The sequence below is a fragment of the Carnobacterium sp. genome (assembly GCF_040274425.1).
Map to the genome: position 1 here is coordinate 1 of NZ_JBEMBC010000072.1, position 13,662 is coordinate 13,662.

General features: G+C 37.0%; 11 protein-coding genes, 1 riboswitch and 1 other annotated feature. Of the genes, 8 read left to right on the forward strand and 3 right to left on the reverse strand.

Annotation, left to right across the window (positions count from 1 at the left end; genetic code table 11):
* On the forward strand, window positions 1–212 hold a 212-nt coding region (locus tag ABS911_RS11775), incomplete at its 5' end, for an OsmC family protein (protein ID WP_502880543.1).
* A 302-nt stretch (window positions 213–514) separates the two neighbouring features.
* On the opposite strand, the gene ABS911_RS11780 is transcribed toward ABS911_RS11775, so the two are convergent.
* Both ABS911_RS11780 and ABS911_RS11785 read right to left on the reverse strand, forming a co-directional pair.
* Window positions 515–982, reverse strand: a complete 468-nt coding sequence (locus ABS911_RS11780) for an NUDIX hydrolase (RefSeq protein ID WP_350467750.1) — start codon at window positions 980–982, stop codon at window positions 515–517.
* A gap of 129 nt (window positions 983–1,111) precedes the next feature.
* Window positions 1,112–1,627 carry a folate family ECF transporter S component gene (locus tag ABS911_RS11785; RefSeq protein ID WP_350467751.1) on the reverse strand — a complete coding sequence of 172 codons (516 nt, stop codon included), beginning with the start codon at window positions 1,625–1,627 and terminating at the stop codon, window positions 1,112–1,114.
* Window positions 1,628–1,668: 41 nt separating this feature from the next.
* Window positions 1,669–1,771: riboswitch (THF riboswitch) on the reverse strand.
* Window positions 1,772–2,282: 511 nt separating this feature from the next.
* Window positions 2,283–2,538 (forward strand) — a binding site (T-box leader).
* A 55-nt stretch (window positions 2,539–2,593) separates the two neighbouring features.
* Here ABS911_RS11785 and ABS911_RS11790 point away from each other — a divergent pair.
* The 5 genes from ABS911_RS11790 (at window position 2,594) to ABS911_RS11810 (ending at window position 9,204) form a co-directional block, all read left to right on the forward strand.
* Complete coding sequence (locus ABS911_RS11790; RefSeq protein WP_350467752.1) at window positions 2,594–3,667, forward strand: methionine ABC transporter ATP-binding protein; 1,074 nt, start codon at window positions 2,594–2,596, stop codon at window positions 3,665–3,667.
* A gap of 13 nt (window positions 3,668–3,680) precedes the next feature.
* Window positions 3,681–4,361: a methionine ABC transporter permease gene (locus ABS911_RS11795; protein ID WP_350467753.1), complete on the forward strand. Its 681-nt coding sequence runs from the start codon at window positions 3,681–3,683 to the stop codon at window positions 4,359–4,361.
* 21 nt (window positions 4,362–4,382) lie between these two features.
* Window positions 4,383–5,207 (forward strand): MetQ/NlpA family ABC transporter substrate-binding protein, encoded by an 825-nt coding sequence (locus tag ABS911_RS11800; protein WP_350467754.1) that lies wholly within the window; start codon window positions 4,383–4,385, stop codon window positions 5,205–5,207.
* Between the two features lie 48 nt (window positions 5,208–5,255).
* Entirely contained in the window at window positions 5,256–6,455 is a 1,200-nt protein-coding gene (locus tag ABS911_RS11805) for an amidohydrolase (protein ID WP_350467755.1), read from the forward strand.
* A 199-nt stretch (window positions 6,456–6,654) separates the two neighbouring features.
* Entirely contained in the window at window positions 6,655–9,204 is a 2,550-nt protein-coding gene (locus tag ABS911_RS11810; RefSeq protein ID WP_350467756.1) for a vitamin B12-dependent ribonucleotide reductase, read from the forward strand.
* Between the two features lie 41 nt (window positions 9,205–9,245).
* Here ABS911_RS11810 and mgsA read toward each other — a convergent pair whose 3' ends face one another.
* Window positions 9,246–9,674 (reverse strand): methylglyoxal synthase, encoded by a 429-nt coding sequence (mgsA, locus tag ABS911_RS11815; protein WP_350467757.1) that lies wholly within the window; start codon window positions 9,672–9,674, stop codon window positions 9,246–9,248.
* A 171-nt stretch (window positions 9,675–9,845) separates the two neighbouring features.
* On the opposite strand from mgsA, the gene ABS911_RS11820 reads away from it, so the two are divergent.
* Both ABS911_RS11820 and ABS911_RS11825 read left to right on the forward strand, forming a co-directional pair.
* On the forward strand, window positions 9,846–10,364 hold the full coding sequence (locus ABS911_RS11820) for a type 1 glutamine amidotransferase domain-containing protein (RefSeq protein ID WP_350467758.1): 519 nt from the start codon (window positions 9,846–9,848) through the stop codon (window positions 10,362–10,364).
* A 533-nt stretch (window positions 10,365–10,897) separates the two neighbouring features.
* On the forward strand, window positions 10,898–13,540 hold the full coding sequence (locus ABS911_RS11825) for a cation-translocating P-type ATPase (RefSeq protein WP_350467759.1): 2,643 nt from the start codon (window positions 10,898–10,900) through the stop codon (window positions 13,538–13,540).
* The last annotated feature ends 122 nt before the right edge of the window (window positions 13,541–13,662 follow it).

Here is a 13,662-nt window from a genome sequence, read left to right on the forward strand (position 1 = left end):
GCCAAGTTACCGCAACTGTTGAATTGCATTCAGACCCGACTGATAATGGGTTTAAACTTGCTGTTAAACTAGAAGTTGGAATTGAAGGTAAAGATGACACAACCACGCAAGAACTAGCAGAAAAAGCTCATGCTTTTTGTCCTTACTCAAAAGCTACGAGTGGCAATATCGACGTAACCGTATCAGCTGTTGCTTATGAAGCAGATAAATAAAATAATTATTAAAGGGAGTTGAGACGCTTGTCTCAACTCCCTTTTTGTATTACGGCCCTTTTCTAGCTACGCATTCAATGTGAGAAGTGATTTCGTTTATGTTTATTGATTAAATAAGTACCGAATAAGTTTTTGTTTGACTAATAAATAGATTTATTGATTAAACAAGTACTAAAATAAGTTTCCATTTAACTAATAAAGTAGGTTTATTGATCAAATAAGTATAAAACTAGTTTCCATTTGACTAATAATACACGACAGACCTATCGTTCAATTTTGGCTCAACTACTTTCGCATGTTTATTATTCTATTGTTTCACTCATCTTCATATACGTTTTTTCGTATTGTTGTACAGCCCATTTATGGCTGCCTCTTTTTAACTTGCTTAACGCTTCAGAAAGGGTCATCCATTCTAATTGATTGAAATCTTCTAGCGGGTCACAAATAGCTTTCCATGATTTGACCGTATAAAAATATGCAGGATTATGATAATGTTGCTTACGATGTTTAGAATAATAGTAATCTTCTGCTTCACCGATAAACTCTCCTAGTTCTATCTCAAAACCTAATTCTTCCATTGATTCCCGTTTTGCCGTTTCTTCATGCGTTTCATTCGCTTCTATCTCTCCCCCTGGCAATAAAAAAGATCCGTTTGGAGGCGAAATGAGTAAGATTTGTTTCTTTTCTGGGTCAAAAATCACAACATGTACACCAATACGCCTACGATAGTCTTGATTCTCAATTTTCATTCCAAATGTTTCTCTTACCATTCCACATTCCCACCCTCATTAAAATCTCATCTTCTAATCTTGTACATATTATAGTACATATACTAAAAAAAGACAGCTTAAATTTAAGCTGTCTTAGTTTGGATGTTACGCTGTTTATTTAATTAAACCTTATTCAATTCCGATCGCTTTTCTCAACGTTTTATTCTTCACAACGAAGTATAACAGCATGATATTAACCGGTGCTAAAACAAGGTTTTGCACTAATCGTGTTGGAAGAATTACAAAGATAGCTTTATCTAGCATTATGGTTAACCAGATCGTATTCATTCCTAAATTCACAAACACGGTAACCAAAAGAATCGCGATAATGATCCTCTTTAATGATTTTGGTTTCTTGTAAAGAAGCAGACCATAAATCATTCCTCCGACAAATGCAGATAAGACAAATCCTGGGAAAAAGACTCCTCCCCCAAATAATATCGTCCCCACTAAGTCTGTGATAGCTGAAGCCATTCCAGCTATCCAAGGGCCGTATAGCATCCCAATAATAGCTATTGGCAAAAAGCCAAAACCAATGCGGACTATTGGTGTCTCAATTGAAATAAATTGGGTCAATACGATTTCTAATGCCATCAATAACCCAATTTTAGAAATACTTCTTGCATCGTACTTGTTCTTACTCATTTTGAAGATCTCCTTTGAAGAGCTCCACACATAAAATCTTATGCAGCGAATGCAAAAACAAAACCGCAAATTGTCTAAACAATTTTTCGTCCGTGGGCAACATCCCATCCCTACGACACTTAACGCTTTGTCTCCTACTCTGATATATTGCCCAAACTATTTAGTAGATATTTTAGGCAAATCCACTATAGCACATTCTATCTGTTTGGGATAGTAGCGAATACCACTAGTTAAACTAAATTCTTTTAAAATAGATTTAGTTATTGACAATCACTTTTTTCTTCTGTATATTAAGAACAAGTTAAATATATGGTAAAAAAATGATAAAACACTATGAAAAGAAGAGTACGTTTATACCTGTCTATTTTAGAGAACCCAGTAAGCTGCTGAAAATGGGTTAGTCAGATTGAACCGAAGATGGTCTTTGAGTGGAGTTAGCGAAGCACTTTTAAAAATGTGTCAGCTTTCTACGGGAACACCCGTTACAGTGTCACAGTATAAAAAGGCGATATAGTCTGATGTACTGGATAAGGTAAGTATAGCAATGTACTTATAAACTAAGGTGGTAACACGAAGCAGATAACTGACTTTCGTCCTTACAAAGAAACGATTTCGTTTCTTTGTAAGGACTTTTTTTATTTTTAAAATTTCATAACTAAACGCAATGAAGAGAAAAGTATTTTTATAGAATGCAAAAACAGAGAGCCTGAATGCTGAGAACAGGTTTGCAGGAGTAAAAAGAAAATGGCCTCTGAGTGGGATACCAAGTGTTTTAAACATTAGGCTATCATGGGCGCACCCATTACAGTGCTAGAGTATCAGAAGCAATCTTCTCGTACTTGATAAGGAGTTGTTTGCGAGAACAACTCAAATAAAGGTGGTAACACGACGGTAAAGCGTTCGTCCTTTAATCTACAGCAGTAGGTTAATGGGCGAATGCTTTTTCTATTTTAAGGAGGAATATATATGATCACACTAAACAATGTCAGCGTTACGTTTGAAGGCAAAGAAACAAGTATAAAAGCAGTAGAAAATGTTCAGTTAACTATTGAAAAAGGAGATGTTTTCGGAATTGTCGGCTATAGCGGTGCTGGAAAAAGCACTTTAGTCCGTACCATCAACCTTCTTCAACGGCCGTCAGAAGGATCAGTAATCGTTTCAGATCAAGATTTATTAAGTTTAAAACCAAAACAGTTACGAGCTGCGCGCAAAAAAATCGGGATGATATTCCAGCATTTCAACCTAATGGGGTCTCGCACAATTGCTGAAAATGTTGCTTACCCTTTAAGAAAATCGGGTTTAACTAAATCACAGATCAAAGAAAAAGTTGCAGAGTTATTACAGCTTGTAGGATTAACCGATAAAAGTTCTGCATACCCTTCTCAATTATCTGGTGGACAAAAACAACGTGTAGCTATTGCTCGTTCTTTAGCCAACGATCCTGAAGTCTTATTATGCGATGAAGCCACAAGTGCCTTAGATCCGAAAACAACCCTTTCAATTCTAGAATTATTAAAAGAGTTGAACAAAAAATTAGCACTAACAATCGTCATCATCACCCACGAGATGCAAGTCGTAAAAGAAATTTGCAACAAAGTAGCTGTCATGGAAAATGGTCATGTTGTTGAAGAAGGTGATTTGGTTTCTATTTTCACAGAGCCTAAAGAAAGGATCACAAAAGAGTTCATCAACACTTCAACTCATGTGGATCAAGCGCTAGAAAACATCTTAAAACATCCTACATTACTCGATTTGCAGACTAATGATGTCTTAGCTAATATTTCTTACGTTGGTGCAAGTACAAGTGATCCATTGATTGCTACACTGACTACTCGTTTTGGAGTTACCACCAATATTTTATTTGGAAATGTGGAGATTTTACAAGAAACGCCTGTCGGCAATCTGATTGTTATCTTAAGTGGCGAACCAGGCCGCAGAGACAACGCCCTTGCCTATTTAAAGTCTAAAAATGTAAAAGTAACCTTGATTCACCATCACCAACAAGTTATCCCATTAAAAAAAGAACACTATATTGTTTAAGGAGTGAACGACTATGACTGAATTTCTTACAACCTATTTTGAAAATGTTATTCCATTAAAAGATGAAATTATTGAAAGTACTTTACAAACATTGTACATGGTAACTGTTACAGGATTGATTGCTGGTATCCTTGGTTTAATTTTAGGAGTCATTCTTGTTGTAACAGACCGCGGTGGTATTTTAGAAAGACCGCGAGTTTACGGTTTGCTCGATCAAATCGTTAACCTTTTTCGTTCATTGCCATTCATTATTATGATGGCTTTAGTTGTTCCCTTTACCCGCTTTCTTGTTGATACATCAATTGGAACAACCGCGGCTATTGTTCCTTTGGTCATTGGAACCGTGCCTTTCTTTGCTAGGCAAATTCAAAATGCTCTTCTAGAAGTTGATCCAGGTGTTATTGAAGCTGCTCAATCCATGGGGTCCAGCCCTTTAGAAATCATTTTTCGTGTTTATTTAAAAGAAGGTTTAACAGCCATTATTCGGGTCTCTTCTGTAACCATTATTAACTTGATTGGTTTAACAGCTATGGCTGGAGCAATTGGCGGTGGCGGTTTAGGAAATTTAGCCATCTCTCGAGGGTACAATCGTTTCCAGAATGATGTGACATTAGTCGCAACCGTTATAATTTTACTCATTGTTTTTATTAGTCAATTTATTGGAAATGCTTTAGTTAAAAAAACGAGTCACTAGATGACATTGGAGGAAAAAAAGATGAAAAGATTAAAAAAAGGTTTTTTAGGGTTAACGTTAGCATTAGGACTACTGGTAACAACAGCTTGTGGAACAGATACTGCTTCAGATGCAAAAGCATCTGAACCCATTAAAATTGGTGTTGTTGGCGAAGTAAACGAAGTATGGGATTTCGTAAAAGAAAAATTAGCTGCAGATGATATTGAGATCGAACTGGTTAAATTTACAGATTACGCTACGCCGAATGTCGCTCTTGCTGAGGGAGAATTAGATTTAAACTCGTTTCAAACGAAGATTTTCATGGATTCTTTTAACGAAGACCATGGAGAAAATCTAGTCGCTATTGCTGATACGGTTATCGCTCCTCTTGGTATTTATTCATCAAGTATTCAAGACGTTTCAGAAATAAAAGAAAACGATGTGATCGCTATTCCAAATGATGTATCTAATGAAGGAAGAGCATTACTCTTGCTTCAAACAGCAGGTTTAATTGAGGTTGATCCTTCGAAAGGACAAATTCCTGTAGTCGAAGACATTACCTCTAATCCTTTAAACTTAACATTCGAAACATTAGATTCTTCTCAAACTGCTCGTGCTTTAGATGATGTGACTGCTTCCGTTATCAATAGTGGAATGGCTGTTGATGCAGGCTTCATTCCCACTGAAGATGCTGTTTTCTTAGAACCAGTTACTGAATCATCGGACCCTTATTACAATGCGATTGTTTCAAGAGATGAAGACAAAGATAATGAAGTATTTCAAAAAATTATAGAAGCTTATCAGGCTGAAGATACAAAAGAAGTGATTGCCGAAACGTCAAAAGGCTCTTCTATTCCAGTATGGTAAATGAGTATAAAGAATAAAAGCCAACCAAATTAGAGAGGACGATGAATTATGACAACATTACTTACTCAATCTACATTACACGAAGAAGTTCAACAAGGAGCTCAAGAGGTTATTGCGTTACGCCGTTATCTTCATCAACACCCTGAACCAAGTTTAAAAGAATATGAAACGATTAAATTCATCAAAAATGAATTAGATAAATTAGCAATTCCTTACGAATCTGTAGGTGAAACTGGAGCTCTCGGAACTATCATTGGTAAAAAAGGACCAGGTAAAACAATTCTTTTACGGGCAGATATTGATGCTCTTGAATTAGAAGATGCTAAAGATAAGCCTTACAAATCAACTAAAAAAGGTTTACATCATGCTTGCGGCCATGATGGTCATACCTCAGCTTTATTAGGGGCCGCAAAAATTTTAAAAAATCATGAAGCAGATTTTGCAGGCACCATCAAATTAGCTTTCCAACAAGCTGAAGAAATCGGCGCCGGTGCAAGACAATTTGTTACTGGCGGATTTGTTAACAATATCGATCAAGTTTTCGGTATCCATGTGGATTCCTCTATTGAAACTGGAAAAATTGTTTCTACTGCAGGTCCTACAAATGCTTCTTGTGATATTTTCAAAATCAAAGTGACCGGTGAAAGCGGCCATGCTGCTAGACCTGATTTAGGAAGAGATGCTCTACTAACCGCAGCGGCCATTACTATCGAATTACAAAGCATTGTTGCTCGTGAAGTTAGCCCTTTAGATAATGTCGTGGTTGCTGTAGGCGTATTGAATGCCGGTACTCGTTACAATATCATTGCCAATGAAGCTTCTCTTGAAGGAACCGTTCGTACTTTCAGCCATACTACGCGCCAATTTGTATTAGAGGCTGTTGAACGTGTGGCACGAGATGTTGCAACAGCTCATCGTACTACAGTTGAATTTGAAAATTACGATGCGGCTGCTCCACTTATCAACCACCAAACTGCTGCAAGTCGTGCAGCTCGTGTTGGAGCTGACATTGTAGGCGCAAAAAATATCATTCAAGATAATCCAAAAAGCTTAGGAGCAGATGATTTCGCTGACTTTTTAGCTATTTCTGAAGGGGTTTATGCTCGTGTTGGAACAAAAGACCCTTCTAATCCGGAGACGTGGTATGGACATCATCACGAAAATTTTGATATTGATGAACGCGGATTAGCTATCGCTACAGAATTACACGTAAACTATGCACTTGATTTTTTAAATGACGAACATTAACATCAACTATTTTTTATTTGTTTTCTGAAAAAGATTGAAGCGAGTTGTTTTCGCTTCAATCTTTTTATTTTTTTATATTTTCTAGCTTGATTTTTAATGCAAAAACACTATATATAGTGTAAAATAAAACCCGTATAACAACATATAGAAAATTTATAACTATCTATTGATTTACATACATTATTAAGGAGTGATACCTATGATTGCAAATACCTCTACAAACATGCACCTAAATATCCACAAATTAAATGAGGCTATCCAAGCTTTTCCACAAGTACATCCGATAACGGATGATATGAGTTTAACCTATAAAGGTGTTTCACGTTTAGTTATGCTAGATCGTTATTCATTTAAAGACATTTCTAAGTCTACTCTTTCTATCGGAGACTTAGTTGTTTTAACGATTAAAGCTGACCCTCAATACCCTACAAGAGGTACGGGATTTGTTACAAGCATCAACTATTCTAACCACACTGCTTCAATTTTAATTGATGAGGAATTCCGAGGATCCATTGAAGAGGAGCATGAACAAAAAACAGGACTGATCACTTGCAGCTTAGATGTGATTGAAAAACCACTTGAAATCTTTTACGAACAAATTGCAAAACGAAACGCAACAGGTTTAGCCGCTATCGAAGCAACTCCCGAAAAAAGAAAAGTTGCTTATACTGCTTTTTATGAGGAACTAAAGAATTTGAATTTTGTTCCTGCAGGTCGCGTTTTATATGGTGCAGGCTCAAAAACCGATGTCACTTACTTCAACTGCTATGTGATGCCATTTGTACCTGACTCGCGCGAAGGCATTTCAGATCATCGAAAACAAGTGATGGAGATCATGAGCCGTGGGGGCGGCGTTGGAACAAACGGTTCTACACTTCGACCACGTCATACACTAGCACGTGGTGTGAATGGCAAATCATCAGGAGCTGTTTCATGGTTAGATGACATCGCTAAGTTGACTCATTTGGTGGAACAAGGAGGCAGTCGTCGTGGAGCACAAATGATCATGTTAGCTGACTGGCATCCAGATATTCTTGAGTTCATTATTTCAAAAATGCAGAATCCTCGTATTCTACGTTATTTGATTGAAAATACAACAGACGATCAGATAAAGAAATTGGCCAATGAGAAATTAAAATTTATTCCCTTTACTGAACGCGAGATCGCTATGTATCAAAGTATTTTAAATTACAATCATGTACCCGGCTATGGTGGATTCGATGCTACCATGATTAAAGAAGCTGCTGCTAAATTAAACGAAGGCGGCACGTATAGCGTACACAATTCAGACTTTTTATCTGGAGCAAATATATCCGTTTGTTTAACAAAAGATTTTATGGAAGCCGTTGAAAAAGACGCAGATTACCCTCTCCGTTTTCCTGCCGTAGAAACATACAGCCCAGAGGAAATGGAAGAATACAATACTCATTGGTCAGAAATTGGCGATGTCCGTGATTGGGAGTCTTCAGGACATGATGTTCATACGTATCGGACTATACCCGCACGTGAATTATGGAAGCTCATTACTATTTGCGCAACTTACGCTGCTGAACCCGGCATTTTCTTTATCGATAATGCAAATCAGATGACGAATGCTTCCGCGTACGGTCAAAAAGTCGTTGCTACTAATCCGTGTGGCGAGCAACCTCTTGCTCCTTATTCTGTTTGTAATTTAGCTGCTGTCAATTTAGCTGAAATGGCCGATAAGAAATCTGGAACAATTAACTTTGATAAATTAAAACAGACCGTTCAAGTCGGTGTCCGTATGCAAGATAACGTGATTGATGCTACCCCTTACTTCTTAGCTGAGAACGAAAAACAAGCTTTAAGTGAACGCCGTGTTGGTTTAGGCATTATGGGACTCGCTGACTTATTGATTTATTGTGGCGCAGAGTACGGTTCTCATGAAGGCAACAAACTAGTAGACCAACTATTTGAAGTTATTGCGGTTTCTGCCTATGAGGCTTCTATTGAATTAGCAAAAGAACGAGGCAGTTTTCCTTTTTTAATTGGAGAAACTGATGTAGAGACCATTAAACTAAGAGAAAAGTTCCTTCAGTCTGGTTATATGAAGAAAATGCCAAAACATATCCATGAAGGTGTTATGAAATATGGGATACGCAATTCGCATTTATTAACGGTCGCTCCAACCGGTTCGACAGGTACCATGGTCGGTGTTTCCACCGGACTTGAACCCTACTACTCTTTCAGTTATTTTAGAAGCGGACGTTTGGGTAAATTTATCGAAGTAAAAGCAGATATCGTTCAAGAATACCTAGATTATCACCCAGAAACAGATCCTGAACAGTTGCCAAAACAATTCGTATCCGCAATGAGTCTAAAACCTGAAGCTCATGTTGATGTTCAATGTACGATTCAACGATGGATTGACAGTTCTATTTCAAAAACAGTCAATGCTCCTAGAGGGTATACAGTGGAACAAGTTCAATCCATTTATGAACGGCTTTATAAAGGCGGAGCAAAAGGCGGTACAGTTTATGTAGATGGTAGCCGTGACTCACAAGTCTTGACTTTAAAAGCTGAAGAAACAATATGGGATGAAGAAACAAAAGAAGAATTATCACCCTCAGCACAAAAAACGGTTCAAGTAGCTTCTATTAGCGAAGAACATAAGTATGGAAATGAAGTTGGAGATACTTGTCCCATCTGTCGCCAAGGAACAGTAGAAGATTTAGGCGGTTGTAACACTTGTACCAACTGTAATGCTCAACTAAAATGTGGCTTGTAAATAAAAAGATAGAGCTGGGAAATTGTCCCAGCTCTATCTTTTTATTCATACTCTTTTAGCTCTTTTATTTGAGCTTCTCGTTGCGTTTTGCGCCATTCGATAAACCCATTTCCTAAGCCTCTTAATAAAACTTCACTCGTTCCGAGGTTTGTTGCTAAAGGGATCTCATAAACATCACATAATCTGAGCAACGCTGAAATATCCGGTTCATGCGGTTGCGCCGTTAACGGATCTCTCAAAAAAATAACTAAATCTATTTTATTGTCCGACACATATGCCCCAATTTGTTGGTCTCCACCAAGTGGACCTGATTTAAAGCGATGAACATCTAAACCAGTTGCTTCAATAATTCGCTGTCCGGTAGTTCCTGTCGCAAATATTTGGTGATTTTTGATAATTTCTCGATAAGCTGTGGTTAATTTTACCATTTCATCTTTTTTCTTATCATGAGCAATAAATGCAATATTCATCTCTTTTCAACTCCATCCTACATGTTATTGTCTTATGATAACATGTATCTGGTAAAAAAGATAAGCTTGTGTTAGCGTTCTCTATATCTAGAAAAGGCCTTTTACTTGAAGACACTTTTGGTCTGCGTTACACTTATTATAGTTAAAATTTTAAGGAATGAGGGATTATACATGGGAAAGAAAATTGCAACAGTTGTGACCGATTTATTTGAAGATGTCGAATTCACTTCTCCAAAAGATGCTTTAACAAATGCAGGTCATCAAGTAATCACTATCGAAAAAAAAGCAGGAAATACTGTTACAGGTAAAAAAGGAGAAACCACCATTACCATTGATAAAGGTATTGATGATGTTTCACCGGAAGAGTTCGATGCACTATTGATTCCCGGTGGTTTTTCACCAGATCAATTAAGAGCGGATGATCGATTTTTAGCTTTTACTAAGGCATTCGCTGATGCTAAAAAACCTATTTTTTCAATTTGCCACGGTCCACAACTTCTTATTAACGCTGAAGTTGTTAAAGGCAAAAGAATGACTGCTGTTAAACAAGTGGGCGTCGACTTAAAAAATGCAGGTGCATTATTTGAGGACAGCGAAGTTGTGGAAGACGAAAGCGGCATCATTTCCAGCCGTACACCTGAAGACCTTCTCGCTTTTAATAAAGCAATCGTGAACGCTTTAGCTAAGTAATGATTAAATAAGTAATTTTTAATTTAATTCCATTAAATTTTTTACTTGTTTATCATAGGATGTTTAATTGCTTATGATAAACTATAAATGTTGTTTAAATAAAACTGAATTTATTTTCACTCTCTTTTCTCCCCCTATTGAAAAGAGTCTTATCCCCTTAGCTATCTCTTAATTGAGATAGCTTTTTTATCTTTTATCATTACCTTAAGATATATATATAAATTTCATCACATTTTCTTCATAACTTATCGTTATAGTTTACTTATACCAATAACAACCAACTTTTTATATTGCCTTTTCTCCTCCAAAGTAAATGGCAATGACTCCTTTACCACCCTTTTTATATGGGTGGTTTTTTTTTGCCTAAAATAATACTGCCCTACTAATATTTTAATATTACTTACTTTTTTTCAAGCTCCTAACTTGACAAAGGCAAAAAAACATTGGTATACTTATAGAAACAAACAAGTGGTTGCTTGTCTAACTTACTTGTTACATCTATTTTGTTAAAAATACTTATTAGGAGGAATGTTATGGATTTTAGAACAAAAAAATTAGATTCCATTATATCACAGCTCAACAGTAACGCAGAAACAGGGTTATCCCCGAAGGAAGTAGAAGAACACAAAAAACAATTTGGTGCCAACCAATTTGATGAAGAAGGAAGTGTTTCTTTATTTTCAAAGATTCTTGATCAATTAAAGGATGTCACCGTTATCATCTTGATCCTTGCCGGAATTATCTCCACGTATATCGCCATTACTGAACACCCCGACGATTTCTCAGAACCTATTGTAATCTTCTCTATTATTGTCATCAATGTTGTTATTGCTCTTAGGCAGGAAGGAAAAGCTGAAAAAGCTTTGGCTTCACTCCAGAGTCTATCTGCTCCACAAGCACGCGTTATACGAGATGGTCAAGAAGACGTTATTGACGCTGCAGAGTTAGTACCAGGAGATATTATACTTTTAGAAGCAGGTGATCAAATTCCTGCAGATGCTCGTTTAATTTCTAGTGGTGATTTACAAGTCGAAGAGTCTGCATTAACTGGTGAAAGTGTGCCTGTTGAAAAAGACGAAAATGCAGAAGTTGAAGAAGACAGTCCTGTTGGTGATGTATTTAATACGGTTTTTTCTGGAACCTTGATCACCAATGGACGAGCAAAAGCTATCGTCGTAACAACTGGTATGGAAACAGAAATGGGTTCTGTTGCAAACTTATTGAACAGTACCAAACAAGGAAAAACACCTTTACAATCTAGAATGGATAGTTTAGGAAAACAAGTAAGTGTTATAGCTTTAATTGCTGGGGTTATTATTTTCACTTTAAGCTTCCTTCAAGGAGAAGCATTTATCCTTAGCCTAATGACTGCTGTATCACTTGCTGTTGCAGCTGTACCTGAGACATTACCCGTCATCGTAACTATTTCCTTAGCTAACGGTGTACAAAACATGGTAAATCGTAATGCGATTATCCGAACTATCCCTTCCGTTGAAACACTGGGTAGTGCTTCTGTTATTGCTTCAGATAAAACAGGAACATTAACTCAAAATCAAATGACCATTCAAAAGCTTTGGGCTTTTCCTCATGAACCAATAGATGTAAAAAATGAGTTTGGTGATGATGAAAAATGGGTTCTTAAGATGATGAGCCTAGCCTCAAATGCGACTATTGAAGATCGTGATGGCGAGGAAGTTATTAGTGGAGATCCTACTGAAACAGCGATTATCCGCTTGCTACAGAAAAAAGGACTGCAAAAAGATGATTTAGATGAGTCTTACCCACGTGTACATGAGATACCTTTTGATTCTAGTCGTAAGTTGATGACGACTGTTCATGAGATAGATGGTCATTACATTTCCATTACTAAAGGGGCTTTTGATCGTTTACCAGTTGAATTTTCGTCTATTACAGATGAAGTAGGTCAAAATGCACGAGATATCCATGACTCATTTGCTAATGATGCTTTACGTGTTATCGCTGTTGGATATAAAACATACGATACACTTCCAGAAGATTTAACTCCCGAAGAACTTGAAGATGGGATTACATTCGCTGGGATCGTTGGAATGATTGATCCTCCAAGAGAAGAAAGTATCCAAGCAGTTAAAGAAGCCAAGTCAGCCGGTATTAAAACCATTATGATTACTGGTGACCATGCTGCTACAGCTTCTGCTATCGCTAAACAAATCGGTATTTTTGAAGAAGGCGATAAAGCAATCACAGGTGCTGAATTAGGTAAACTTTCAGACGAAAAACTAAAAGAAACAATTCGAGATTATTCCGTTTATGCACGTGTTTCTCCTGAAGACAAGATTCGAATCGTTAAAGCTTGGCAATCATATGGGGACGTTGTAGCCATGACCGGAGACGGTGTCAATGATGCCCCAGCTTTAAAAGCGGCTGATGTTGGTACTGCCATGGGAATTACCGGTACCGAGGTAGCTAAAAGTGCTTCTGACATGATCTTAACCGATGACAAATTTGATACCATTGTTCATGCTGTTGAAGAAGGCAGACGTGTTTATGAGAATATCAAAAAAACCGTTTATTTCCTATTATCATGTAACATTTCAGAAATTCTCATTATGTTAATTGCTGTCATTATGGGCTGGGGCTTACCGGTCATTGCTATCCAATTGCTATTTGTTAATGTGGTAGCAGATGGAATTCCTGGTTTTGCATTAAGCAAAGAAAAAGCTGATCCGACTATTATGGCTAATGAACCAACAGCTAAAGGTGAAAGCATCTTCGCTAAAGGCGGCTATCGGAATATTGCAATTGCAGCTTTAACCTTCACTATTACGACCCTTATTGGTTTCTACGTGGGTTCATTTATTGATATTGATTCTACGATTACCGCAAGTCATGACGTTGGTCAAACAATGGCTTTCTTAATTCTTGGTTGGTCTTCTGTGCTGCACATTTTCAATGCACGTAGCAAAGAATCTATATTCAAAGTTGGGATCACATCCAACATGAACTTGTTCTGGTTAGCAATGCTCTCAATTGCATTGATTACTATAGTGACTACTGTACCATTCTTAGCTGGTATTTTTAACTTAGTTGCTATCAGTATGACGCATTGGATGATCGCTATTGGACTATCTCTTACTATTCTTATAGTAGTTGAACTTCAAAAATTCATTATGCGTAAAATGAATAAAACATTTTAAGTTATCGGAAAGAAACGACAGATAGAATAAAAGGTCCTAGGCATCTGATATGCTCCCAATATAGTAGACAGTAGAAATAATAAAAATTCTACTTTACTATACTGGGGGTATTTTTTTGCGTA

Coding starts and splice junctions, on each gene's coding strand:
- ABS911_RS11780 (WP_350467750.1), bottom strand. CDS start 982: ATGGTAAGAGAAACATTTGGAATGAAAATTGAGAATCAAGACTATCGT.
- ABS911_RS11785 (WP_350467751.1), bottom strand. CDS start 1,627: ATGAGTAAGAACAAGTACGATGCAAGAAGTATTTCTAAAATTGGGTTA.
- ABS911_RS11790 (WP_350467752.1), top strand. CDS start 2,594: ATGATCACACTAAACAATGTCAGCGTTACGTTTGAAGGCAAAGAAACA.
- ABS911_RS11795 (WP_350467753.1), top strand. CDS start 3,681: ATGACTGAATTTCTTACAACCTATTTTGAAAATGTTATTCCATTAAAA.
- ABS911_RS11800 (WP_350467754.1), top strand. CDS start 4,383: ATGAAAAGATTAAAAAAAGGTTTTTTAGGGTTAACGTTAGCATTAGGA.
- ABS911_RS11805 (WP_350467755.1), top strand. CDS start 5,256: ATGACAACATTACTTACTCAATCTACATTACACGAAGAAGTTCAACAA.
- ABS911_RS11810 (WP_350467756.1), top strand. CDS start 6,655: ATGATTGCAAATACCTCTACAAACATGCACCTAAATATCCACAAATTA.
- mgsA (WP_350467757.1), bottom strand. CDS start 9,674: ATGAATATTGCATTTATTGCTCATGATAAGAAAAAAGATGAAATGGTA.
- ABS911_RS11820 (WP_350467758.1), top strand. CDS start 9,846: ATGGGAAAGAAAATTGCAACAGTTGTGACCGATTTATTTGAAGATGTC.
- ABS911_RS11825 (WP_350467759.1), top strand. CDS start 10,898: ATGGATTTTAGAACAAAAAAATTAGATTCCATTATATCACAGCTCAAC.